The 22,674-nt window shown below is 67.4% G+C and carries 23 protein-coding genes; 10 read left to right on the forward strand and 13 right to left on the reverse strand.

Going from position 1 to position 22,674, the window contains the following annotated elements:
- The first annotated feature begins 1 nt into the window (after position 1).
- Together phnC and phnE are read left to right on the forward strand one after the other, a co-directional pair.
- Positions 2-832, forward strand: coding sequence for a phosphonate ABC transporter ATP-binding protein (gene phnC, locus EPO55_RS09370; protein WP_296336406.1), 831 nt, complete (start codon positions 2-4; stop codon positions 830-832).
- A gap of 2 nt (positions 833-834) precedes the next feature.
- Positions 835-1,629 (forward strand): phosphonate ABC transporter, permease protein PhnE, encoded by a 795-nt coding sequence (gene phnE / locus EPO55_RS09375; protein ID WP_296336407.1) that lies wholly within the window; start codon positions 835-837, stop codon positions 1,627-1,629.
- A 501-nt stretch (positions 1,630-2,130) separates the two neighbouring features.
- On the opposite strand, the gene ade is transcribed toward phnE, so the two are convergent.
- From ade to EPO55_RS09395, 4 genes are all read right to left on the reverse strand, one after another.
- The gene (gene ade, locus EPO55_RS09380) at positions 2,131-3,846 is read right to left on the reverse strand and encodes an adenine deaminase (protein ID WP_296336409.1); all 1,716 of its coding nucleotides are present in this window, start codon (positions 3,844-3,846) and stop codon (positions 2,131-2,133) included.
- Between the two features lie 141 nt (positions 3,847-3,987).
- A complete protein-coding gene (locus EPO55_RS09385; RefSeq protein ID WP_296336410.1) occupies positions 3,988-4,302 on the reverse strand; it encodes a HigA family addiction module antitoxin in 315 nt (104 codons plus the stop codon).
- Positions 4,303-4,314: 12 nt separating this feature from the next.
- Complete coding sequence (locus tag EPO55_RS09390; RefSeq protein WP_296336411.1) at positions 4,315-4,593, reverse strand: type II toxin-antitoxin system RelE/ParE family toxin; 279 nt, start codon at positions 4,591-4,593, stop codon at positions 4,315-4,317.
- Positions 4,594-4,682: 89 nt separating this feature from the next.
- Complete coding sequence (locus EPO55_RS09395; RefSeq protein ID WP_296336412.1) at positions 4,683-5,084, reverse strand: PPOX class F420-dependent oxidoreductase; 402 nt, start codon at positions 5,082-5,084, stop codon at positions 4,683-4,685.
- A gap of 153 nt (positions 5,085-5,237) precedes the next feature.
- On the opposite strand from EPO55_RS09395, the gene EPO55_RS09400 reads away from it, so the two are divergent.
- The 6 genes from EPO55_RS09400 (at position 5,238) to EPO55_RS09425 (ending at position 12,236) form a co-directional block, all read left to right on the forward strand.
- Positions 5,238-5,615 carry a Rid family hydrolase gene (locus EPO55_RS09400; RefSeq protein WP_296336413.1) on the forward strand — a complete coding sequence of 126 codons (378 nt, stop codon included), beginning with the start codon at positions 5,238-5,240 and terminating at the stop codon, positions 5,613-5,615.
- Positions 5,616-6,024: 409 nt separating this feature from the next.
- A complete protein-coding gene (locus EPO55_RS09405) occupies positions 6,025-6,210 on the forward strand; it encodes a DUF3309 domain-containing protein (RefSeq protein WP_296336414.1) in 186 nt (61 codons plus the stop codon).
- A 26-nt stretch (positions 6,211-6,236) separates the two neighbouring features.
- A complete protein-coding gene (locus tag EPO55_RS09410; protein WP_296336415.1) occupies positions 6,237-6,533 on the forward strand; it encodes a pyridoxamine 5'-phosphate oxidase family protein in 297 nt (98 codons plus the stop codon).
- A 616-nt stretch (positions 6,534-7,149) separates the two neighbouring features.
- Positions 7,150-8,289 (forward strand): CoA transferase, encoded by a 1,140-nt coding sequence (locus tag EPO55_RS09415; protein ID WP_296336416.1) that lies wholly within the window; start codon positions 7,150-7,152, stop codon positions 8,287-8,289.
- Positions 8,286-10,415: a hydantoinase/oxoprolinase family protein gene (locus EPO55_RS09420; RefSeq protein WP_296336418.1), complete on the forward strand. Its 2,130-nt coding sequence runs from the start codon at positions 8,286-8,288 to the stop codon at positions 10,413-10,415. Before EPO55_RS09415 ends, EPO55_RS09420 begins: the two co-directional genes overlap by 4 nt.
- Before the next feature lie 93 nt (positions 10,416-10,508).
- Positions 10,509-12,236, forward strand: a complete 1,728-nt coding sequence (locus tag EPO55_RS09425; RefSeq protein ID WP_296336419.1) for a hydantoinase B/oxoprolinase family protein — start codon at positions 10,509-10,511, stop codon at positions 12,234-12,236.
- Positions 12,237-12,262: 26 nt separating this feature from the next.
- Here the strand turns inward: EPO55_RS09425 and EPO55_RS09430 are convergent, their stop codons facing one another.
- The 3 genes from EPO55_RS09430 to nadA form a co-directional block, all read right to left on the reverse strand.
- Positions 12,263-12,385, reverse strand: coding sequence for a hypothetical protein (locus EPO55_RS09430; RefSeq protein WP_296336420.1), 123 nt, complete (start codon positions 12,383-12,385; stop codon positions 12,263-12,265).
- A gap of 67 nt (positions 12,386-12,452) precedes the next feature.
- Entirely contained in the window at positions 12,453-13,346 is an 894-nt protein-coding gene (gene nadC / locus EPO55_RS09435; RefSeq protein WP_296336421.1) for a carboxylating nicotinate-nucleotide diphosphorylase, read from the reverse strand.
- A 10-nt stretch (positions 13,347-13,356) separates the two neighbouring features.
- On the reverse strand, positions 13,357-14,331 hold the full coding sequence (gene nadA, locus EPO55_RS09440) for a quinolinate synthase NadA (RefSeq protein WP_296336422.1): 975 nt from the start codon (positions 14,329-14,331) through the stop codon (positions 13,357-13,359).
- Between the two features lie 121 nt (positions 14,332-14,452).
- On the opposite strand from nadA, the gene EPO55_RS09445 reads away from it, so the two are divergent.
- Positions 14,453-14,947 (forward strand): hypothetical protein, encoded by a 495-nt coding sequence (locus EPO55_RS09445; protein ID WP_296336423.1) that lies wholly within the window; start codon positions 14,453-14,455, stop codon positions 14,945-14,947.
- 3 nt (positions 14,948-14,950) lie between these two features.
- On the opposite strand, the gene EPO55_RS09450 is transcribed toward EPO55_RS09445, so the two are convergent.
- Genes EPO55_RS09450 through EPO55_RS09465 form a run of 4 tightly spaced genes read right to left on the reverse strand, consistent with a single transcriptional unit; the run spans position 14,951 to position 19,425 of the window.
- On the reverse strand, positions 14,951-15,883 hold the full coding sequence (locus EPO55_RS09450) for a hypothetical protein (protein WP_296336424.1): 933 nt from the start codon (positions 15,881-15,883) through the stop codon (positions 14,951-14,953).
- 5 nt (positions 15,884-15,888) lie between these two features.
- Positions 15,889-17,067: a 3-hydroxybenzoate 6-monooxygenase gene (locus tag EPO55_RS09455; protein WP_296336425.1), complete on the reverse strand. Its 1,179-nt coding sequence runs from the start codon at positions 17,065-17,067 to the stop codon at positions 15,889-15,891.
- Positions 17,054-18,268: a CoA transferase gene (locus EPO55_RS09460; RefSeq protein ID WP_296336426.1), complete on the reverse strand. Its 1,215-nt coding sequence runs from the start codon at positions 18,266-18,268 to the stop codon at positions 17,054-17,056. The genes EPO55_RS09455 and EPO55_RS09460 overlap by 14 nt, the downstream gene beginning before the upstream one ends.
- A 35-nt stretch (positions 18,269-18,303) precedes the next feature.
- Positions 18,304-19,425 carry an NADH:flavin oxidoreductase/NADH oxidase gene (locus tag EPO55_RS09465; RefSeq protein ID WP_296336428.1) on the reverse strand — a complete coding sequence of 374 codons (1,122 nt, stop codon included), beginning with the start codon at positions 19,423-19,425 and terminating at the stop codon, positions 18,304-18,306.
- A 109-nt stretch (positions 19,426-19,534) separates the two neighbouring features.
- Here EPO55_RS09465 and EPO55_RS09470 point away from each other — a divergent pair, with 109 nt between their 5' ends.
- On the forward strand, positions 19,535-21,208 hold the full coding sequence (locus EPO55_RS09470) for an amidohydrolase family protein (protein WP_296336429.1): 1,674 nt from the start codon (positions 19,535-19,537) through the stop codon (positions 21,206-21,208).
- Here EPO55_RS09470 and urtE read toward each other — a convergent pair.
- Both urtE and urtD read right to left on the reverse strand, forming a co-directional pair.
- A complete protein-coding gene (gene urtE / locus EPO55_RS09475) occupies positions 21,205-21,900 on the reverse strand; it encodes an urea ABC transporter ATP-binding subunit UrtE (protein ID WP_296336430.1) in 696 nt (231 codons plus the stop codon). The two genes, EPO55_RS09470 and urtE, sit on opposite strands and share 4 nt — an antisense overlap.
- Before the next feature lie 2 nt (positions 21,901-21,902).
- Positions 21,903-22,655 (reverse strand): urea ABC transporter ATP-binding protein UrtD, encoded by a 753-nt coding sequence (urtD, locus tag EPO55_RS09480; RefSeq protein WP_296336433.1) that lies wholly within the window; start codon positions 22,653-22,655, stop codon positions 21,903-21,905.
- Positions 22,656-22,674 lie beyond the last annotated feature (19 nt).

The following is a 22,674-nucleotide window of genomic DNA, read 5'->3' on the forward strand; positions in this document are numbered from 1 at the left end:
CATGATCGAAATCAAGGGCCTGGCGAAGTCCTACGGCGAGCTCCAGGCGCTGCGGAATATCAACCTCTCGATCCGGTCCGGCGAGTTCGTCGTCGTGCTGGGCCCGTCGGGCGCCGGCAAGTCGACCCTGCTGCGCTGCATCAACCGGCTGATCGAGCCCTCGGCCGGCGACATCGTGGTCGACGGCACCTCGCTCTCGTCCAACCGCCGCGACCTCCGCCTGCTCCGACGCAACGTCGCCATGATCTTCCAGCAGCACAATCTGGTGAAGCGCCTCAGCGTGCTGAAGAACGTGCTGGTCGGCCGCATGGCCGATCTTTCGCCCATTTTGAGCAGCCTGCAGCTCTTCCCCGAGGCCGATGTCCGGATCGCGCTGCATTGCCTCGAGCAGGTGGCGATGAGCCACAAGGCCCGCAGCCGCGCCGATGCGCTGTCGGGCGGCGAGCAGCAGCGGGTCGGCATCGCCCGGGCGCTCGCCCAGCAGCCCAAGTTCATGCTGGCCGATGAGCCGGTGGCCAGCCTCGATCCCAAGACCTCGCGCACCGTGCTGACCTACCTGAAGAAAAGCTGCAAGGACTCCAACATCGCCGTGCTCTGCAACCTGCACCAGATCGACTATGCGCTCGAATTCGCCGAGCGTGTCGTGGGCCTCTCGGCCGGCGAGGTCGTCTATGACGGCGCGCCGTCGGGCGTGACCGGCGACGTGATCCGCAGCATCTATCCCGGCCTCGACGATCCCAACGTGCTCGACGCCGCCCAGCGCCTGACCGAGCGCCGGCGGACCGCGGCGGAAGCCGTCATCGCCGCCGCCGCCATCGAAGAAAGGGCCTGAACATGTCCCTGCAATTCGTCGTCAACAAGCCGCGCGGTCCGCTCGGCTGGTGGATCCTGGCCCCCGTCCTCGGCCTCTCGGCGGCCGTGCTGTGGTGGTCGGCCGTCGGCACCCGCCTCAGCATCTCGGGCTTCGTCGACGGCCTGCCGTGGATCGGCGACTTCATCGGCCGCATGCTGCCGCCCAACTTCGCCTTCATGCAGAAGCTGATCCAGCCGGCGATCGAGACCGTCCAGATCGCGCTCTGGGGCACGCTGCTCGGCATCGTGCTGGCGCTGCCGGTCTGCTTCTTCGCCGCCCGCAACCTCTCGCCCTACGCCTGGGTGTTCCATGGGCTCCGCCAGGTGCTGAACGTGATGCGCGGCATCAACGAGATCATCCTGGCGCTGATCTTCGTCGCCGCCGTCGGCCTCGGCCCCTTCGCCGGCGTGCTCGCCATCGCGCTCCATGGCGCCGGCATGCTGGGCAAGTTCTTCGCCGAAGCCATCGAGGAGATCGACGAGGGCCCGCTCGACGCCTTGCGCGCCGCCGGCGCCGGCACCTTGCAGCGCATCGTCTTCGGCGTGCTGCCGCAGGTCCTGCCGACCTGGATCGGCGTCGTGCTCTACCGCTTCGAGACCAATATCCGCGTCTCGACCGTGCTCGGCATGGTCGGCGCCGGCGGCATCGGCTTCGAGCTGATCAGCTCGATGAAGCTCTTCGCCTACGAGGACACGGCGGCCTGCGTGATCGTGATCCTGGCCCTCGTGCTCGTCACCGACCTGATCTCGTCCAAGCTCCGGGCCATGATCCGCTAGCGGCACAGGTTGGGCCCAACTTTGCGATTTTGGCCCAACTCGACCGACAGAATATCGGCTCTCCGCGCGCCGGAAAGCCAATGAATGCGGGCTTTTGCCCGGCTGAGCGGGCCCACCTGAAACGCGGGAGTGTTGGGCCCGAAGTTGGGCCCGGAGTCCGCCCCCTCCGGCCCTACGGGCCACCTCCCCCGAGACGGGGGAGGAGAAGAAGGGAGTCGACTTAACTCCTCCCCCGTCTCGGGGGAGGTGCCCCCGGAAGGGGGCGGAGGGGGTCAGAGGCCAATAGGCCCACGGGTCAGGACCCGCGGCGGCTGCACCAAGCTCTTGAGCGAACCCGCGGGCGGCCGCGGGCAGGTCTTGCCGAAATGGAAAAAGGCCGGCGCAATCCCCGCCAGCCTACCAGAAATATAGGCATAAACCTGCTGAACTTGCAAGTATATAAAATGACATTGTCGTGAGGGGCCTGCCCCCTCCGCCCCGCAAGACGGCGCCGGAGGGGGATCAGCCGACCAGTTCGAATTTGTCGACGTCGACCAGGCCCTTATCGGTGATGCGGAGGTGCGGGATCACCGGCAGGGGCAGGAAGGCCATCTGCAGGAAGGGCTCGTGGAGCGTCGTGCCGAGGCCGCGCACCGCCTCGCGCAGGCGGCGCAGCCCCCGCTCAACTTCCTCGAACGGCCGGTCGCTCATCAGCCCGGCGATGGGCAGCGCCAGTTCGGCCACCACCTGGCCATCGACGGCGGCCGCGAAGCCGCCTTTCAGCGCGATCAGCCGGTTCACGGCGACGGCCATGTCGGCATCGTTGCAGCCGATGACGCAGACATTGTGGCTGTCATGACCGATCGACGAGGCGATGGCGCCGCGGGCGATGCCGAACCCCTTCACGAAGCCGCGCCCGACCCTGCCCTCGGTATTGTGCCGGCCCAGCACCACCACCTTCAGCACGTCGGAGGCGACATCGGCCACCAGCGCGCCGTCCCGCCGCGCCACCGGGACCGAAAGCCGGTCCGTCAGGATCTGGCCCGGCCGCACGCCGATCACCGGTGGCGACCCCGCAGCGCCCGCCGGAACGCGGAAGGTCTCGGCCGTCACCGGCCTCAGCTTCACCGAATCGAGGCCCACCAACGCCACGTCGGGCCGTGTCCTGAACCGATCCGGCGTCACCAGACTCCCACGGCAGATCACCTGCTTCACGGCGCAGGTCTCCAAATCCTCCAGCAGCACCAGATCGGCGCGCTGGCCCGGCGCCACCAGGCCGCGGTCGAACAGGCCGAAATGCCGGGCCGCCGACCAGGTCGCGGCGCGATAGGCGTTGAGCGGTTTCACGCCCTTCCGGATGGCGGCGCGGATCAGGTAATCGACGTGGCCCTCCTCGGCGATGTCGAGCGGGTTGCGGTCGTCGGTGCAGAAGGCCAGAAACGGCGCGCGCTCGGTGGTGATCAGCTCGGCCAGCGCCGCCAGATCCTTGGACACCGTGCCCTCGCGCACCAGGATCTGCATGCCCTTGCGCAGCTTTTCGCGCGCCTCCTCAGCCGACGTCGTCTCGTGGCAGTTGCGCACGCCCGCGGCGATGTAGGCATTGAGGTCGTAGGACTGTAGCAGCGGCGAATGGCCGTCGATCTGCACGTCGGAGAAGGCCGCGAGCTTCTTCAGCACCTTGGGATCGCGCGCCAGCACGCCCGGCACGTTCATGAACTCGGCCAGCCCCAGCACCTTGGGATGATGCTTGAACGGCAGCAGATCCTCGGCCTCCAGCGTGGCGCCCGAGGTTTCGAGATGGGTCGACGGCACGCACGACGAAAGCTGCACGCGCAGATCCATCACCGTGACGGCCGCGCACTCCAAAAAATATTTCAGGCCCGGGATGCCCAGCACGTTGCTGATCTCGTGCGGATCGCAGATCGCCGTGGTGGTGCCACGCGGCACGACGCAGCGGTCGAACTCCAGCGGCGTGACCAGGGTGGATTCGCAATGGACGTGGGCGTCGATGAAGCCCGGCACGGCCGTGAGGCCGCGGCCGTCGATCTCGGTGGCGCCGTTGTAGGTCTCGTGGGTGCCGACGATGCGGTCGCCGGCGATGGCGATGTCGCCCGTTTTGATCTCGCCCGAGGTGAGGTCGAGGATGCCGACGTCTTTTACGACCAAGTCCGCCGGCGCTTGGCCGCGCGCCTGCTCGATGATGTCGGAGAGCTGGGAAACGGAGAGGAGCTCGCGCATCCGAATCAGATAGGGCCCACTCGAAGATTTAGCAATGGGATGACCGCCTTTGTCATCCTTCGCTTCGCTCAGGATGACAAAACGAGAGTGGTCGTCATGACCGATCCCACATCTCGCACGCATGCTTCCGTCATCACCGACCTAAGCCGCTTTCGCCCGGATCGTCGGGATGCCGCTTACGTCCTCGTTCTGCTCGGCATGCCAAGTATCGTAGGCCGCCTGCATACGCGTCCACACACCGGCGCCGTCTCCGAACAGCTTGCCCAGACGTACCGCGACGGATGGCGAGACTGGTTTGCGCTCGCCCAGGATGTCGTAGAGGTGCTGTCGCGAGATGCCCAGCAGACCGGCGATCTCCGACTTGGTCCTGCCGGTGGCTGGAATCACGTCCTCCCGCAGCAGCACTCCAGGATGGGTGGGACAGCGGGCTCGATTGCGCCGGGCAACAAAGGTCATCGTTCGGCCTCCTCAATGATACTGCTCGAAGTCGACACGAAATGCGTCGGCGCCTTCGAACTCGAAAGTGATGCACCAGGGCCCGTTCACATGGACGGAATAGCGCGTCGGCTTGAACCCTCTTAGCGGATGGAAATCGAATCCCGGAAGATTCATCTCGTCTGGTCTCTCGGCCGACTCCAACCGATCCAGCCGCCTGAGAATGCGTTCATGCATGCGGGCATCTATCTTCGCCGTGCGGCCCTTCTCCCACAGGTCGGCAAGGGCCTTGCTTCTAAAGCTTCGGATCACCCTGAGAATGTAAGCTAATCACTTACTATCGTCAACAAATAGCTTACATTGGCCGCCCAAGATCGGCCCTGCTGCCACACATCCGATCATCAGCTCATCCCCTGCACCGAGAACACCGAGATTTCGAACATCACGCGCACATCTTCCGCCTTTGCATAGGGATTCTTGTCGAGCCCCATGTACTTGTACGCGAGCTGGTCGATATGCTTCGCGGCGACATCGTCCTGCCGCACGCCGGTCACGGTGCCGCGGAGCTGGACGTAGCGGTCGGGATTGTCCGGATCCATGATCGAGAGCGCCACTTTCGCGCCCTGCTTCATGTTGCGCACCTTAGTCCGTCCGAGCGCCGAGTTCACCCGGACCTTGCCGTCCGCGAAGTCGAACCACACCGGCGTGTTCTGCGGCGAGCCATCGGGCATCACCGTCGCCAGGTGGGCGAAGGCTTTCTTCTCCAGCAACAGGTCCATATAGACATCGGGTATCGTGGTCATCGCCTTGAACTCCTTGCCTCCGCCACGGTCGGGCACTTCCTCCTGCCTACCATAGCAACTGCGATGCTTTCGCGCTGGAGGGCAATGTCTGTCATCCTGAGCGGAGCGAAGGATCCTTCGCTTCGCTCAGGATGACAACCTTGGAGTAATCGCTTGCCCCACCCCGACATCGCCCGCGTTCCCAACAAGGCCCTGCCTGCCAAGTCGGCGGTGTCGATCTACCGCTTTCCGGGCGGCGGCGGTCTGCTCAATGCCGTGGCGACCTCGCCCGACAAGTCGCTCGACCTGCCCGGCCAGACGGCTGCGACGCTGGCGCTGCTCGACGCGCATCTCAGGAAGGCCGGCATCGACCGCACGCGCATCCTGCGCGCCGACGTGGTGGTGACCGACCATGAGCAGAAGCCCGCCTTCGACCGCGTGTGGGCCGCGTGGATGCCCGACGGCGAGGGCCCGGTGCGCTCGTTCGTGCAGTCCGTCATGCCCGAGGGCGACCTGGTCGAGATCCTGATTACGGCGGCGTTGCCGGCCTAGCCCGCCGGCGCGTCCCGCGAGATGAGCGGCTCGTCGGCGCCCGGGCCAAACCGGCCTCGCCGCCGCGTATCGGTCATGCGTTGCACGCACGCCGTATAGGGGTCCGTTCCCGGAACGAACCCGCCCGCCGCACAGGCGCCCTCGACCGTCGTCGCCGAGGGCGGAACGCGCCCAGCCTCGCCGATGGCACAGGCCGCCATCAGGCTGCACGCGAGAAGGACGCCAGCAATGCGATACGACATCTTCGAGGCCCCGCGAAACGGCGCGTCTTCGCCGCGCGACTGCGGAAAGCGAACGCTAGGCCGATCCCGCCGCCCGTCGTTGATGCAGGTCAAAAGGCCGGCGGCGCCGCCATGGTCTGTTGCCGTGTCCGCGAGCGGGCCGGAGCGGCAGCGAACAGAGGTGCGCCATGGTCATGGTTCTCATCGTCCTCCTGCTGATCGTGCTGCTCGGCGGCGGCAGCTGGTACGGCTACAATTTCCATGGCGTGCACGGGCTGGGGGCCGCCTTCGGCCTCTTCCTCCTGGTGCTGGTCATCCTCTGGCTGCTCGGCGCCCTCGACGCGCTCGGCCAGGTCCCGCTCCCTCGTCCCTGAAGGTCACCGCCAGGTCGATCGAGACAATGACCCGGCTGGCCCATGTCCGGGACGGTCAACCCCATATCGTCCCGATGTCGTTCGCCTACGACGCGGACTGCCTCTACAGCTTTTCGACACTGAGCGAAAAGATCGTCTGGATGCGTACCAATCCCCGGGTCTGCGTGGAAGCGGACGAACTGGTCAACGTGGAGAAGTGGGAGACCGTGATCGTTCAGGGGCGGTACGAAGAGCTGCCGGACACGCCCCGGCACGACGCCGACCGGCGGCACGTGCACGCGCTCCTGCAACGGCGCCCGGTCTGGTGGGAGCGGGCTACGTGAAGACGATCATCGACGGCAAGGAGCGCCCGCTGGAGTTCCTGTATTTCCGTGTCCGCATCGACCGGATCAGCGGCCGTCGCGGCGTTCCCTGACCGCCGGCCGCGAGCATCGTGATCTACTCCGCGTGACGCACGGCGAGGGCACCGTCTATGGACAACTTGAACAATGGCCTGCAGCGCGAGCGCACTATCCCTGTCGACGACTTCAAGTACGACAACAACAAGACCTTCACGAGACGCTAAACCTTAAACTTCACCGCTACCGTCGCACCTGGGACAATCTTCCTTGCCGTCGCCTTTACAAGTACGGCAGTGAAATGCCAGCAAGAGCGCAACATATTCCGTGCCAGAACCATCACAACGTTCGCACTCTCCAGTTCTGCCACTACCCCTACAATCTGGACATGTAGCCATGGCTATCCTCCGCTACCTGTGAGCGTAGTTCGGCGATGGGGAAATGCAATGCGGATGGAAGGCGGATTTGTCGTCGAGAAGGCCTTCGTCGAGCAGCGGCGTTCCGCTTCGCGAGCGCCCGCACGTAGCCGCGTCCGGGCAGCGGCGGCTAGGATGCCCGCTGCCATCAAAGGCGTGCCGGGAAGTCGAGAGAGAGGGTCGTCGTGACACTGCCGCTGGAAGGAGTTCGCGTCATCGAGGTGGGCCAGGCGCTGGCCGGGCCGCTGGCCGGCGTGCTGCTGGCCGACATGGGCGCCGACGTGATCAAGATCGAGAAGCCCGACGGCGGCGACGATGCCCGCCTCTGGGGGCCTCCGTTCGGACCCGACGGCGAGACCTCGCTCTATTTCTATTCGCAGAACCGCAACAAGCGCTCGGTCGTGCTCGACCTCAAGCTGGCGGCCGATGTCGACAAGCTCCACAAGCTTTGCGAGACGGCGGATATCCTGATCCAGAACCTGCGGCCCGGCGTCGTCGACGAGGTCGGCATCGGGCCGGAGTCGATGCTCGCCCGCCACCCGCGCCTCATCTACTGCTCGATCTGGGCCTTCGGCTACCAGGGGCCGCTGCGCATGAAGCCCGCCTTCGATCCGCTGCTGCAGGCCTATGGCGGCATGATGAGCGTGACCGGCCGGCCGGAGGATCCGCCGACTTTCTGTGGCGCCTCGATCAACGACAAGGCGACCGGCATGTTCTGCACGATTGGGGCTTTGGCGGCCCTCCGGCTGCGCGACAAGACGGGCAAGGGCTGCCTGGTCGACACCTCGCTGTTCGACTCGGCGGTGCACTGGGTCGAGGGCCAGGTGAACTCCTATCTCTACAACGGTTCCGTCTCCAAGCGGCACGGCACCGGCAGCCCGGTGATCGTGCCCTACCAGACCTTCGACACGGCGGATCATCCGATCTGCCTCGCGCCCGGCAACGACCGGCTGTGGGCGCGCTGCGCCACGGTGCTGGGGCGGCCCGAGTGGGCGACCGATCCCAAGTACGCCAGGAGCGCGCAACGCGTCGCCCACAAGGTGGAGCTGTTGCCGATGATCGCCGCGGCGCTGAAGCTGAAGCCCCGCGCGCATTGGCTGGAGGCGATGGAAACGGCGGGCGTGCCCTGCGCCGCGGTGAACGACATCGGCGAGCTGGCGGAAACCGAGCAGATGGCGGCCTCGAAGCTGGTGCAGCAACTGCCCGGTGGGCCCAAGGTGGTCGGCCTGCCGATCGCCTTCGACCATGTGCGACCGCACTCGCCGCGCTCCGCCCCGACGCTGGGCGAGCATACGGACGAAGTCCTGGGGTCGCTTCCCAAGTGACCGCGGCCTCTCCCCTCACCGCGCCGTGGCGCATCGGCGTCGATGTCGGCGGCACCTTCACCGACATGGTGCTGCGCGACTCCGCGGGCGCCGTGCGCATCTTCAAGGCGCCGTCGGTACCGGCCGATCCCAGCGAAGGCGTGCTGGGGGTGCTGCGGCTGGCGGCGCAACAGCTCGACCTGCCGCTGAGCGCCCTGCTGCGCGACTGCGCGCTGTTCGTGCACGGCTCGACAGTGGCCACCAACACCATCCTGGAAAAGAAGGGCGCCCGGGTCGGGATGCTGACGACCGGGGGTTTTCGCGATTCGCTCGAAATCCGCCGCGGCATCCGTGACAACCAGTGGGACCATCGCGCGCCCTTCCCCGAGGTGCTGGTGCCACGCTATCTGCGCCTGCCGGTGCGCGGCCGGATCGGCGCCGACGGCCGGGAGCTGGCGGCGCTCAACCCCGACGACGTGGACGCGGCGGCCAAGGTCTTTACGGCCGAAGGCGTCGAGTCGGTCGCGGTCTGCCTGTTCAATTCCTTCCTCGACGGCGCGCACGAGCGCAGCGTCGGCGCGCAACTGGCCAAGAGCTGGAACGGCAAGTGGGTGTCGCTGTCGAGCGACGTCATGCCGACCATGGGCGAGTACGAGCGCGGCTCGACCGCCGTGGTCAACGCCTATGTGGCGCCCAAGGTGACGAGCTATCTCCAGGCGCTGGACGAGCAGCTGCGCCAGTTCGGCCTGCCGCGCTCGCTGCTGCTGCTGCAAAGCAACGGCGGCGCCGTCTCGGTGGATCAGGTGGCGGCGCGGCCGGTGATGCTGGTGCTCTCGGGCCCGGCGGCCGGCGTCGGCGCGCTGAAAGGCTGCGCGGCGCCCGGAGAGAAGGCCAACCTGATCTCGATGGAGATCGGCGGCACCAGTTGCGACGTCATGGTGATGGCGGGCGGCGAGGTGCCGGTGACGGACGCGCTCACCATCGACGGCTATCACCTCACGACGCCCTCGGTCGAGATCCACACCGTGGGCGCGGGTGGCGGCACGGTCGCCTGGGTCGACGACGCGGGGCTGCTGCATGTCGGCCCGCAGGGCGCGGGCGCCCGGCCCGGTCCCGCGGCCTATGGCCTGGGCGGCGAGAACCCGACCGTCACCGACGCGCAACTGGTGCTGGGGCGGCTCCGTCCCGGACCATTGGCCGGCGGCGCGGTCACGCTCGATGGCGCATTGGCGCGCAAGGCGGTGGAGACGAAACTGGCCAAGCCGCTCGGCCTCTCGGTCGAAGAGGCGGCGGCCGGCGTCATTCGGCTCCTGGAGCAGAACCTGCTGCATGCGGTGGAGCGGCTCAGCATCGAGCGCGGCCACAATCCCGCGACCTTCACCCTGGTGGCGGCCGGTGGCGCCGGGCCGATGCACGGCACTGCCGTCGCCCGCGCGCTGGGCTGCCGCCGCGCCCTGCTGCCGCGCGCCGCCGGCGCCTTCTGTGCGCTCGGCATGCTGCAGTCGGACGTGCGGCAGGATTACCTGCAGGTGTTCCTGGCCGATCTCGACAAGGCCGAGGTCGCCTCGCTCGAGGCAGGCTTCGCCCAGATCGAGGCGCGGGCCCGCGCGGCGCTGGCCAAGGACGGTTTCGGCGCCGACGCGGTCGTGATCGAGCGCGAGGTGGATCTTCGCTACGACGGGCAGCAATGGCCGGTGCGGGTGAGCATCGGCGGCGTGTTCGACGCGGCCGCCGCGCGAAAAGCCTTCGAGGCCGAGCACCAGCGGCTGTTCGGCCATATCCAGCCCGGCGGCCGCATCGACATCACGGCGCTCAGGGTCGTGGGTCGCGGCCGGCTCGACTGGACGCCGCCGGCCGCGCGTCCGCCGCAAGCGGGCATGCCCAGGCCACGCGAAACCCGCAAGGTCTGGATCGATCCCGCAAACGGCTGGCGCGATGTGCCGATCTACGACGGCGCCGACCTCGCGCCCGGCTGCCGGCTAAAAGGTCCGCTGCTGGTCGAGGAGCGCACCATGACCGCCTTCGTCGGCCCGGCCGACGTGCTCGAAGTCGATTCGCGCGACGATTTCCTGGTTCATGTTGGTACAGCGCCACCTCCCCATTCAGATGGGGAGGTGCCCGCGTCTTCGCGGGCGGAGGGGTCATGAGCCGCACCGAGACTGTTGCCCCTGACCCCTCCGTCGCGGATTACCGCGCCACCTCCCCATTTGAATGGGGAGGAAGCTGATGGAGCTTCTGCGATGACCCTTGATCCCGTCACCCTGGCGCTGGTGCAGAACCGGCTCGACCATATCTCGCACCAGATGGGCTGGGTGATGACGCGCACGGCGCGCTCGCCGATCTTCAGCCAGAGCCACGACTTCTCCTGCTTCATCGCCGATGCGCGCGGCACGCTGATCAGCCAGGCCGACGGCATCCCGATCCATACCGGCGGCGGCGGCTTCGCCGTGCGCGCCATCCTGCGCGACTTCAAGGATTCCATAGAGCCCGAGGATGTGTTCCTGCTGAACGATCCCTACACCGCCGGCGGCAACCACCTGCCGGACTGGGTGATCGCGCGACCGGTGTTCGTGAAAGGCAGGCTGGTGGCCTTCACCTGCAACCGCGCCCACCAGGCCGATATCGGCGGCGGGGCGGCTGGCACTTATAATTCGGCGGCAACGGAAATTTTCCACGAAGGCATTCGCCTGCCGGTGCTGAAGCTGATCGAGGGCGGCAAGGTACGCGACGACCTGTGGCGCCTGCTGCTGCTCAACACCCGCCTGCCCGAGGCGCTGGATGGCGACCTGCGCGCCATGATCGGCTCGACCCGCATCGGCGCCGAACGGCTGGCGCTACTGGTCGAGGAGCTGGGCGGCGAGCGCGCCGACGACTTCTTCGAGGGCGTGCTCGACCACGCCGACCGCCGTTTCCGCACCTGCATCGATCGCCTGGCCCCAGGCGTCTGGCGGGCCGAGGAGCCGGTCGACAACGACTGCTTCGAGCCGATCGACGGCCGCATCGTGGTCACGCTGACGGTCAAGGACCAGCGCATGATCGTCGACTTCGCGGGCACGAGCCCGCAGATCCGTGGCTTCAAGAACAGTTCGATCGCCAACTCGACCTCGGCGGTGTTCATGTCGCTCGCCTCGTTCTTCGAACCCGACCTGCCCAAGAACGAAGGCGCTTTCCGCAGCGTCGAGATTCGTTTGCCCGAGGGCACGCTGGTGAATGCGCGGCCGCCGGCGCCGATGACCATGAACACGGTGTTCGTGGCGCACGAGATCATCCACGCGATGTGGAAGGCGCTCGCCCAGGCGCTGCCGGAGCGCGCCTCGGCCGGCTGGTCGAAGGCGGTGCATGCCGTGACCGCCGGGCTGCGTCCGGATGGCGGGCGCTACGTGATGTATCAATGGGCCGGCGCGCCCGCGGGCGGCGGTGTCGAAGGCCGCGACGGCTTTCACCTGATCGGCCATCTCATCACCCTGGGCGGCCTCACCCTGCCCAACCTCGAAACCTACGAGCAGCTCTATCCCGTGCGCTTCAAGCGGCAGGAGCTGCGCTGCGACACCGCCGGCCCCGGCCGTTTCCGTGGCGGCGCGGGCTGCGACTACGAGGTCGAGATCTTTACGCCGGCCGACTATGCCTTCCGCGGCGAAGGCGTGGGCGCGCCGTCGAGCTTCGGCGTCGCCGGCGGCCGCGCCGGCTCGGGCGGCGAGGTGATCCTGACGCTCGCCGACGGCCAGCACATCCAGGCGCCGAAGTACGGCGTCGAGCGCCATGGCGCCGGCAGCTATCGCGCGCTGTCACCGGGCGGCGGCGGCTATGGCGATCCCGCGACTCGCGATCCCGCACGCGTGCTGCGCGACGTGCGCGACGGCGTGGTGAGCGCGGCCGGCGCCGAGCGCGACTATCGCGTGGCGATTGCCGCCGATGGCCGGGCCATCGACGAGAAGCGCACAGCTGCCCTGCGGTCCGGCGCCTCCTGAAAGACTGTTTCTCGTCCCGCGCCGCCTCAGCCGCGGAAATTGTCCCAGCCGCCGCGCGACGGCGTGGCATAGCGGCCGTCCTCGCCCGGCACCGACTTGCAGCCGGCGAGCGCCAGGATGGCAACGATCAGAACCAGGAGTCTCGTCATGGCCTCCGCCCCGGAGTGCTGCACAGGGTAAGTAGACCGGCGCCACGTCCCGGCGCCTTGACCTGGCTCAAGCCGCCGTGGGACGGGCTTCGCGGCTGCGGTCCCATCTGAGGCGCCGCCAGTCGAGACCGATGTCGAGCACCTGGGCGCTGTGCGTCAGCCAACCCGCCGAGATGAGATCGACGCCGGCGGCGGCGATGGCCGGCGCCGTGGCCGGAGTGATTCGGCCGGAGGCCTCGGCGATGGCACGCCCGGCGATGCGGCGCACCGCCTCGGCCAGCATATCGGGGCCCATGTTGTCGAGCAGCACGGCGTCCGGTCCCTCGCGCAGCGCCTCGTCGAGCTGATCGAGCGAATCGACCTCGACCTCGATCTTCACCAGATGGCCGACGCCGGCACGGGCGGCACGGATGGACGCCGCCACGCCACCGGCCGCGGCGATGTGGTTGTCCTTGATCAGCACGGCATCGTCCAAACCGAAGCGGTGGTTGACGCCGCCGCCGGCCCGCACGGCATATTTCTGCAGCGCGCGCAGGCCGGGCAGGGTCTTGCGCGTGCAGCAGATGCGGGCCTTGTGGCCCTGCACGGCCTCGACCAGCGTCGCCGTCGCGGTGGCGACACCGCTCAGGTGTCCGAGGAAATTGAGCGCCACGCGCTCGGCCGTCAGCATGCCGCGGGCGGGGCCGGCGATGATGGCAATGCGGTCGCCCGGCACCAGCCGGGAACCGTCGGGCCGCTCGATCGCGATTTCGATCGCTGGATCGACCAGGCGGAAGGCGAGTGCCGCGGCATCGAGGCCAGCCACGACGCCGGGCTGGCGCGCGACCAGCGCCGTCTCGGCCCAGGCTGCGGCCGGCACAATGGCGTCGGTGGTGAGGTCGCCGGCGCGGCCGAGATCTTCCAGGAGGGCGGCGCGCACCTGCGGCTCGAGCATCAGGAGGGGCAGCGGGGACAAGTTCATGATGCTCTCCTCAGTGGACGGCCAGCATGCGTTCGACGGCGCGGCGGGCAGGTTCGGCGACAGCGGGATCGATCGTCACCTCGTGGCTCATGGTTTCGAGCGCACGGCGGATTTTGGGCAGGGTGATGCGTTTCATGTGTGGGCAGAGGTTGCAGGGCCGCACGAACTCGATCTCGGGATGAAGGGCCGCGATGTTGTCGCTCATCGAGCATTCGGTCATCAGAACGACGCGGCCCGGCCGCTCGCGCTCGACATAGTCGGCCATCGCCGCCGTGGAGCCCGCAAAGTCGGCCTCGGCAACGACCTCGGGCGGGCATTCGGGATGGGCCAGCACCACGACACCGGGATGGCCGGCGCGCACCTGGCGCACATCGGCGGCAGAGAAGCGCTCGTGGACCTCGCAGTGGCCGGCCCAGGTGATGACCTCGACGTCGGTTTCGCGCGCGATGTTCTGCGCCAGATATTCGTCGGGCAGCATGATGACCTTGGGCACGCCCAGGCTCTCGACGATCTTTTTGGCATTGCCCGAGGTGCAGCAGATGTCGCTCTCGGCCTTCACCGCCGCCGAGGTGTTGACGTAGGTGACGATGGGTACGCCCGGCCAGCGCTGGCGCAGCAGGCGCACATCCTGGGCGATGATGGATTCAGCCAGCGAGCAGCCGGCCCGGAGGTCCGGAATGAGCACGGTGCGCGAAGGATTCAGAAGCTTGGCGGTCTCGGCCATGAAATGGACGCCCGCCAGCACGATCACCTCGGCATCGGTCTTCATCGCCTCGCGTGCGAGCGCCAGGCTGTCGCCCACGATGTCGGCGACGCCGTGGAAGATCTCCGGCGTTTGATAGTTGTGCGCCAGGATGACGGCGTTCTTCTCGCGCTTCAGCGCCAGGATGGCGTCGACGTCGGGCGCGAACTCGGACCATTCGGCCGGCAGGATCACCGACCTCACCTTGTCGTAGAGCTGGGCGGTCTGGAGGAAAGCGTTCATGGGGCACCTATTATGCTCACTATGAGCATTTATAGTCTTATGCTATGAACGAGCATAAATCGCGTCAAGCCCCTGAATTCCCGATTTCGACAAGCGGCCGGCCGTCGCCTAGAAGGGCGGCATGCGTAGCCTCTTCACGATCGTCGCCGGTTTCGTGGCGCTCACCACCGGAACGGGCGCAGGGGCCCAGACACCCACCGTCACCGATCCCCAGGCCTATTGCCGGACGGCCGGCACGGTCGACATGCCGGACCGGCAGTTCACCCCGGACAAGACTCCGGAGTGGATGGTGGCGCCGTTCGTCAATCCGCAATACCCGCGGGCGATCTACGGTATCTCCTGGCGCTGCGTAAGCGGCAATGTGCTGGTCTGCCAGAACGCCCAGAGTCCGTCGTGCCTGAAGGCCAACACCGACCGCACGCCCACACCCGGCATGCGCGACTTCTGCCGCAGCAACTCCAACTCACCGGTCATCCCGCGAGTCGTGATGGGCACGGAACGCATGCTGGCCTATGACTGGATCTGCCGCGGGTCTGAGCCCGCGATCGCCAAGGAAACCCGGCTCGACGCCCAGGGCTTCGTCGCCGCCGACTGGAAGCGCGTCAGCCCGAAATAGCCCTCAGGAAGATCGGGAGAGCGGCAGCTTGCTGCCGGCGACGGCGCGCTCGATCACGATCTCGCGGCGGAAGCGGTAGAGCCTGGCCGGCCGGCCACCGGTTTCAGCCGAGACGGCGCCGGTCTCCTCGACCAGGCCCTGCTGGTCGATCAGCCGGCGGAAGTTCTGCTTGTGCAGCGGCCGCCCGGCCAGCGCTTCGACGGCAAGCTGGAGCTGGCCCAGGGTGAAATCGGGCGGCATCAACTCGAACACCACGGGCCGGTACTTGATCTTGGCCCGGAGCCTCGCGATGCCGGTGGCCAGGATGCGGCGGTGGTCGTAGTGCATCGGCGCGCCCGGCAAGGGATCGGCGATCGGCCGACGCGCGGCGGCTTCCGGCACGAGGCCTGCCTCGTAAAGCAGCTCGTAGCGCTGCAGCACCAGGTCCTCGTTCCAAGTCGCGTCGGCAAAATTGACCTCGACCCGTTGCCGGCGCTCGCGCTTGGTCATCGCGTTCGCGGCCGCGTCGATCCAGCGGCGCAGCCGCGGCAGGAGCTGCCGAGACAACACGGCCGGCGTGCCGCCGCGCCAGTCCTCCCACGGGAAGTAGCGGTACCAGCTCTGCCAGCCGGGCTCATGCTCGCCCGCCGCCGCGCGTTCTCGCGTGAGACCGAGATAGGAGATCGACACGATGCGCCTGCCCAGGGTGGCCGCGGCCCGCGAGCGGTCGGCGAAGGTGTAGAGCTGCTCGACATAGCCCAGCGGATGATGGGTCTGGCGCTCGACCCAGGCCCGCAACCCGGTCTGCAGGGTCGGATGATCGCCCTCGAACGGCCCCGATGGCAGCAGCGCGCCGTTCTCGAGGGTCAGCACCTGCGGCTCGTCGCCAATCAACGCGACCAGCACCGCATTGAGTTCGATGGCGACGGCACGGGGCCGGTTGGCGGCAGGCGGCATGTCGTTCAGTCGAGCCCGTTGCCGCCGTAGAGCCATTCGAGCGTATCGAGCCACTGATCCTGGCTCTTGGCGTTCATGAGCACATTGCGCAGCGCGGCGTGCGGGCCGTCGGGATGATAGACGTGATCGCCCATGGCGCGTGACATCAGCTGCACCCGCGCGGTGCGCAGCACGCGGCGGGTCTTGTAGGTGGCAAGGCCAGCCTCGAGGGAATCGTAACGGGACAGCGAGTCTGCCAGACAGACCGCATCCTCCATCGCCATGCAGGCGCCCTGCGCCATGTACTGCATCATGGGATGCGCGGCATCGCCCAGCAGCGCCACGCGGCCGTCGACCCACTGGTCGATGGGATCGCGGTCACACAGCACCCACATGTGCCAGTCCTTGCCGTGGCGGATGATGTTCTGCGCCCGCTCGCAGACGTGGGTAAAGCCCCTCCGCACCTCCTCGACGGGCACCGGCTTGCCGGCGACCGGCTCGGGCGCGTGATTGTGGTAGGTGACGACGAGGTTGAAAACCTTCCAGCCCGACAGCGGGTAGTGGACGATGTGGCACTTGGGGCCGGCCCACAAAGTGGCGGCGTTCCAGCGCAAGTCCTCCGGCATCTGCTCGAGCGGGATCACCGAGCGATAGGTGGTGTGGCCCGAGACGCGCGGCGCGCCGTCGCCCGCGACCTGGCCGCGGACGTTGGACCACAGGCCGTCGGCGCCGATCAGGGCGCGTCCTTTCACCGTATCGCCGTTGCCCAGCATGGCCGTGACGCTGCTTCCATCCTGGTCATAGCCGTCGACCTGGGCCTGCGTCCTGAGGTCGATCAGGGAATGGTCCTGACAGGCCTTCAGCAGCACGCCGTGCAAGTCGCCGCGATGGACGACGGCGTAGGGATTGCCAAAGCGGGCACGGAATTTGTCGCCGAGGTCGATATGGGTGATCTCACCGTCGGCGATGGCATCCATCAGCCTGAGGCTGTCGATATAGACCGCCATGCCGCGTGCCGCCTCGCCGACGCCCAGGCGATCGAAGCAGTGGAAGGCGTTGGGCCCGAGCTGGATGCCGGCGCCAATCTCGCCGAGCTTGGAAGCCTTCTCCAGCACCAGCGAGGCGATGCCCTTCTGGGCCAACGCCAGGGCGGCCGCCAGGCCGCCGATGCCGCCGCCGGCGATGAGAACTTTATCTGGGTCCACCCACGACCTTCTCGTCATGCAGCCGGGCGATCTCGTGATCCGGCAGGCCGAGGATAGCGGAAAGAATCTCGTCCGTATGCTGGCCGAGCTTGGGCGCGACCCTGGGCGCCTCGCGCGGCAGGGCGCCGAACTGCAGCGGTGTGGCGGCCACCGGATAGCGTCCGATGCCGGGCTGGTCGAGCACCGTGAACATCGGGTTGTCGCGCACGGCTTCCTTGTCGGCCGCCAGCTCACGGAACGTCTGGTAGGGCGCCCACAGCGCACCGGCCTTCTTGAGCGCCGCACCCACATCGGCCGCGGTGTGCGCGGCCACCCAGGGTTCGATCACGGCGCAGAGCTCGGCTCGCGCCGTCCAGCGGCCGGCGTCGGTCTTGAGGTCGACACCGCTCTCGGTCTCGATCTTCCTGAACGCCGCCGCAAAGCCGCCCGCCACTGCCAAGGCATCGACATGGCGGTCGGAGAAGATGCAGATCATGATGAAGCGGGCGTCCTTCGTTTTGAAGTCGCGGCCGAAGGTGCCGAAAATCTCGTTGCCGTAGCGCGGCCGGTCGACGTCGTTGACCACGGCCTCGCCCAGATAGCCCAGCGCCGATGTGACGGAGAGCGCCATGTCCTGCAGCGGCAGCACAATGCGCTGGCCCTGCCCCGTCATGCGGCGATGCCGCTCGGCCGCCAGGATCGCCATGGCGCCGGCATAGGCGGTGGCGAGATCCCACGGCGGCGCCACGGCATTCACGGGGCCTTGGTGGCCGACAGGGCCGGTCACCATGGGGAAGCCCGTAATGGCGTTGATCGTATAGTCGACATTCGCCGTACCGTGCCGATCGCCCACGATGTTGAGGGCGATCAGGTCGGCGCGCTTCTTCGCCAGCTCCTCGTAGGCGAGCCAGCCGCGCGCCGGCATGTTGGTGGTGAAGATGCCGGCGCCCTCACCCGGTGCAGTGATGAGCGCCGTCAACAGTTCGCGGCCTCGCGGGTTGCGCAGATCGACGGCGATCGAGCGCTTGCCCTTGTTGAGGCCGGCCCAATAGATCGAGCGGCCATCCTTGGTGATCGGCCAGCGGTCGTTGTCGAGACCGCCCTTGATGTCGTCGAAGCGGATCACGTCGGCGCCCAGTTGGGCGAGCGTCATGCCGCCCAGAGGGGCCGCAATGAAAGCCGAGCCTTCGACGATGCGAAGGCCGGCGAGAATGCCAGTCATGTGCGTTTCCTTGTCTTGCTTATTTTGCGTCTTGCCTATTTGGGAAGATTGTTCTTTCGCTTCTCGAGCCACCAGCCGTATTCCGGCGTCCACATATCGAAGTCGCTGTCGCAACCCAGCTCCTGCGCGGCGTGCAGCGTCCAGAACGGGTCGTAAAGTGCCTGGCGGCCAATGGCGATCAGATCGGCGTCGCCCGCCTGCAGGATCGCCTCGGCCTGCGGCCCGTCGAGGATCAAGCCGACCGCCATGGTCGGGATCTCCGCCCCTCGCTTCACCGCCGCCGCGAAGGGCACCTGGAAACCCAGCGACCGTTTCACCGGCAGCGCCGTCGAAAGGCCGGTGAGGCCCCCCGAGGAGGTGTCGACCACGTCGATGCCGATCGCCTTCAGCTCCTTGGCGTAGGCGATCGTGTCCTCGACGTCCCAGCCGCCCGCGCCATCGACGGCCGAGACGCGGATGAACATGGGCTTGTGCTCGGGCCAGTTGGTGCGCACGGCCTTGGCCGCGGACAAGGGGAAGCGCATGCGGCCGGCGCGGTCCCCGCCATACTGGTCATTGCGGGTGTTGCTGATCGGCGAGAGGAACTGCGCCAACAGGTAACCGTGCGCACCGTGGATTTCGATCACGTCATAGCCCGCAGCGTCGGCGCGGCGCGCGGCCGCACCGAACTTCTTCACGATCTCCCCGATCTCTGCCGCCGTGAGCTGCCTGGGTGCCGGCGAATAGGGCTCGCCGGCGGAAAGTTCTGTCGGACCAACGACCTGCCAGCGCTGCCAGCCCGCTTCCTTGGGGCCAAGCTCGCCCGGCTTGTCGAACGAGCGTGGCGTGCTGCCCTTACGGCCGGAATGGGTGATCTGCGTCGCCGCCAGAGACCCTTCCTGCTTCAGGAATCGCGTCAGACGCTTATGGCTCTCGATCTGGCTGTCGTCCCACAGGCCGAGATCGCCCTCTGTCACCCGCCCGCGAGGTTCGATGGCGCAGTTCTCCGTGAAGACGATGCCGAACTTGCCCAGCGCGAACTTGCCGAGATGGACGAGATGAAAGTCATTCACCATGCCGTCCGTGGACCGGTACTGGACCATGGGAGAGACGACGGCACGGTTGGAAGCAACGACGCCGCGCATCTTGAAGGGCGTGAACAGCAGCGGCTTGGACAAACTCAACTCCCTCTCTGAACTTTCCAGGCGGAACGGCCGAACATAGACCGGACCACCTCCCCGGGCCTATCCTTCCGCCATGTTTGACCTCGTCATCCGAAACGGAACCGTGATCAATGGCTCGGGCGCCCCACGCCTGGTCGCCGATGTCGCAGTGCAAGATGGAAAGATCGCCGCGGTCGGCGCCAGACTCGGCGCCGCCAGACGCGAGGTCGATGCGTCGGGCCTGCTCGTGACGCCGGGATTCGTCGACATCCATACGCACTATGACGGGCAGGCGACTTGGGACCCGTTCGTCACGCCTTCCTCTTGGCACGGCGTGACAACGACGGTGTTCGGCAATTGTGGCGTCGGCTTTGCCCCGGTGCGGCCGGGCGCCTCGGGCTACCTGATCAACCTGATGGAAGGCGTCGAAGATATCCCCGGCACCGTGTTGAGCGAGGGCGTGAAGTTCAATTGGGAGTCCTTCCCCGACTATCTCGACGCGTTGGCCTCGATGGACCGCGCGGTCGACGTCGCCGCCCAACTGCCACACGGCGCGCTGCGCTTCTACGTCATGGGCGATCGCGGCGCCGAGCACGCCGAAGTGCCGACCGGGCGCGAGATCGAGGAGATGGCGCGGCTCACCGAGGAGGCATTGCGCGCCGGCGCCATGGGCTTCACGACTTCGCGCACCACCAAGCACAAGGCCCGCGACGGACGCTTCACACCGTCGCTTTCGGCCCGCGAGGCCGAGCTTTTGGGCATCGCGCAAGGCATCAGACGCGCCGGCCGCGGCGTGATCGAGGTCAACTCCGACTTCGGCCCTGGCGAGTTCGAGGCGCTGGAAGCGGCGGCAACGCTAGCCGGCCGCCCGCTTTCCTGCCTGCTGGTCCAAGTCGATGCCCAGCCCGATCTCTGGCGCGAGACCTTGGGCAACATCCACCGCATGCGCGCGGCAGGACACGAGGCCAATGCGCAGGTCGGCAGCCGGCCGATCGGCGTGATCATGGGGCTGGAAACCACCGTCCATCCTTTCGCCGCCCATCCGGTGTGGCGCGAGCTGCGCGACCTGGCGCCTGCAGTGCGTTACCAACGTCTGTCGACGGATACCGATCTGCGCCAGCGCCTGCTCGCCCCGCGCGTCGGCGGTGCACCGGCCTACATGGGCGAGGCCTTCCACAAGATGTTTCCCATCGCCGACCGTCCGGACTACGAGCCCGACCTCACCCACTCGGTCGCCGCCATTGCCGAACGGTCCGGCCGCACACCGCAGGAAGTCGCCCTCGACGCGATCCTCGCACAGGGTGGCAAGGGCCTGCTGATGCTGCCGTTCGAGAACTATGCAGCCGGCAGCCTCGACGTGGTGCGCGAGATGATCACCGATCCCGCCACCGTGCTGGGCGTCGCCGATGGCGGCGCCCATGTCGGCGTGATCTGCGATGCCTCCTCGCCCACCTCGCTGCTGACCCTGTGGGGCCGTGACCGCACGCGCGGACCGAAGCTTGGGCTCGAATTCCTGATCGCCAAGCAGACGCGCGGCACGGCGCTGTCCTACGGCCTCGCCGATCGCGGCCTGCTGGAGCCGGGCCACAAGGCCGACATCAACGTGATCGATTTCGAGGCGCTGCAGCTCAAGCGCCCCGAGGTTGTCTACGACCTGCCGACCGGCGGTCGCCGTCTGATCCAGCGTGCATCAGGCTATCGTCACACCTTCGTGTCGGGTGTCGAGACGGTGCAGAACGATGAACTGACGGGCGAACGGCCAGGCCGGCTGGTGCGTGGGGCCCAGGTTCCGGTCTAGACCGTCATGTGACGGCGGACGGCATCGGCGTCGAACGTCTCGCGGGTGCCGGACATCACGACCTCGCCGCGGTCCATGACCGCGAAATCGTCGGCCAGTTCATGCGCGAAATCGAGATACTGCTCGACCAGCAGGATCGCCATGTCACCCCTCTGGCGCAGAAAGGTGATGGCGCGACCGATGTCCTTGATCACCGAGGGCTGAATGCCTTCGGTGGGCTCGTCGAGCACCAGCAGCTTGGGCCGCATGGTGAGAGCGCGCCCGATGGCGAGCTGCTGCTGCTGGCCACCCGAGAGATCGCCGCCGCGGCGCTTCAGCATCGAATCGAGCACCGGGAAGAGCTCGAACACCTCGTCGGGGATCTTGCGCTGGTCGCGGCCGACGGGTGCAAAGCCGGTCTCGAGGTTCTCCTTCACCGTCAGCAGCGGGAAGATTTCACGGCCCTGCGGCACCAGGGCCACGCCGCGCCGCGCCCGCTCGTAGGGCGGCAGCCTGGAGACTTCCTGGCCGTCGAAGGCGATCGAGCCCGAGGCGATCGGCCGCAGGCCGACGATGGCACGCAGCAGGCTGGTCTTGCCGACGCCGTTGCGGCCCAGCAGGCAGGTCACCTTGCCGATCGCCGCCGACAGGGACACGCCGCGCAGGGCCTGGGCCGCGCCGTAGTAAAGATTGACGTCCTGGACTTCGAGCATCTCTATCGTCCCAGATACACTTCGACGACGCGCTGATCGGCGCTCACCTGATCGAGCGTGCCCTCGGCCAGCATCGAGCCTTCGTGCAGTACCGTCACCTTGACGCCCAAGGCCCGCACGAAGCTCATGTCGTGCTCGACCACCACGACCGAGTGAGTGCGATTGATCTCCTTCAGCACCTGCGCCGTGGTCTCGGTCTCGACGTCGGTCATGCCGGCGACCGGTTCGTCGACCAGCAGCAGCTTGGGGTCCTGGGCGAGCAGCATGCCGATCTCCAGCCACTGCTTCTGGCCATGCGACAGGCGCGCGCCCAGCATGTGCTGCTGTTCTTCCATGCGGATGATGGCGAGGATCTCGGCCAGCCGGTCGTTCTCGGCCTTGGTGGGCGCGGCCAGCAGGAGGCTATGCCACTTCCGCAAGCCCGCCAGTGCCAGCAGGAGATTGTCGCGCACGGTGTGGTTCTCGAACACCGTGGGCTTCTGGAACTTCCGGCCGATGCCGAGCGTGGCAATACTGGCCTCGTCGAGCTTGGTGAGGTCGGCCTTGCCGTCGAACACGACCTCGCCCGAGTCGGGTCGCGTCTTGCCGGTGACGACGTCCATCATGGTGGTCTTGCCGGCGCCATTAGGACCGATGATGGCGCGCATCTCGCCCGGCTCGACCAGCAGCGAGAGGTTGTTCAGCGCCTTGAAACCGTCAAACGAGACGGTCACGCCGCTGAGGTAGAGGAGTGCGGAGGTGCTTCTGGCGTTCATGCCGGCGCCCTCGCCTTCT

This window comes from Reyranella sp. (genome assembly GCF_004296935.1).
GTDB lineage: Bacteria > Pseudomonadota > Alphaproteobacteria > Reyranellales > Reyranellaceae > Reyranella.

What these genes read in the sequence shown, in the direction of transcription:
- phnC (WP_296336406.1), top strand. Translation starts at nt 2, where the DNA reads ATGATCGAAATCAAGGGCCTGGCGAAGTCCTACGGCGAGCTCCAGGCG.
- phnE (WP_296336407.1), top strand. Translation starts at nt 835, where the DNA reads ATGTCCCTGCAATTCGTCGTCAACAAGCCGCGCGGTCCGCTCGGCTGG.
- ade (WP_296336409.1), bottom strand. Translation starts at nt 3,846, where the DNA reads ATGCGCGAGCTCCTCTCCGTTTCCCAGCTCTCCGACATCATCGAGCAG.
- EPO55_RS09385 (WP_296336410.1), bottom strand. Translation starts at nt 4,302, where the DNA reads ATGACCTTTGTTGCCCGGCGCAATCGAGCCCGCTGTCCCACCCATCCT.
- EPO55_RS09395 (WP_296336412.1), bottom strand. Translation starts at nt 5,084, where the DNA reads ATGACCACGATACCCGATGTCTATATGGACCTGTTGCTGGAGAAGAAA.
- EPO55_RS09405 (WP_296336414.1), top strand. Translation starts at nt 6,025, where the DNA reads ATGGTCATGGTTCTCATCGTCCTCCTGCTGATCGTGCTGCTCGGCGGC.
- EPO55_RS09410 (WP_296336415.1), top strand. Translation starts at nt 6,237, where the DNA reads ATGACCCGGCTGGCCCATGTCCGGGACGGTCAACCCCATATCGTCCCG.
- EPO55_RS09425 (WP_296336419.1), top strand. Translation starts at nt 10,509, where the DNA reads ATGACCCTTGATCCCGTCACCCTGGCGCTGGTGCAGAACCGGCTCGAC.
- EPO55_RS09430 (WP_296336420.1), bottom strand. Translation starts at nt 12,385, where the DNA reads ATGACGAGACTCCTGGTTCTGATCGTTGCCATCCTGGCGCTCGCCGGC.
- nadC (WP_296336421.1), bottom strand. Translation starts at nt 13,346, where the DNA reads ATGAACTTGTCCCCGCTGCCCCTCCTGATGCTCGAGCCGCAGGTGCGC.
- nadA (WP_296336422.1), bottom strand. Translation starts at nt 14,331, where the DNA reads ATGAACGCTTTCCTCCAGACCGCCCAGCTCTACGACAAGGTGAGGTCG.
- EPO55_RS09445 (WP_296336423.1), top strand. Translation starts at nt 14,453, where the DNA reads ATGCGTAGCCTCTTCACGATCGTCGCCGGTTTCGTGGCGCTCACCACC.
- EPO55_RS09450 (WP_296336424.1), bottom strand. Translation starts at nt 15,883, where the DNA reads ATGCCGCCTGCCGCCAACCGGCCCCGTGCCGTCGCCATCGAACTCAAT.
- EPO55_RS09460 (WP_296336426.1), bottom strand. Translation starts at nt 18,268, where the DNA reads ATGACTGGCATTCTCGCCGGCCTTCGCATCGTCGAAGGCTCGGCTTTC.
- urtE (WP_296336430.1), bottom strand. Translation starts at nt 21,900, where the DNA reads ATGCTCGAAGTCCAGGACGTCAATCTTTACTACGGCGCGGCCCAGGCC.
- urtD (WP_296336433.1), bottom strand. Translation starts at nt 22,655, where the DNA reads ATGAACGCCAGAAGCACCTCCGCACTCCTCTACCTCAGCGGCGTGACC.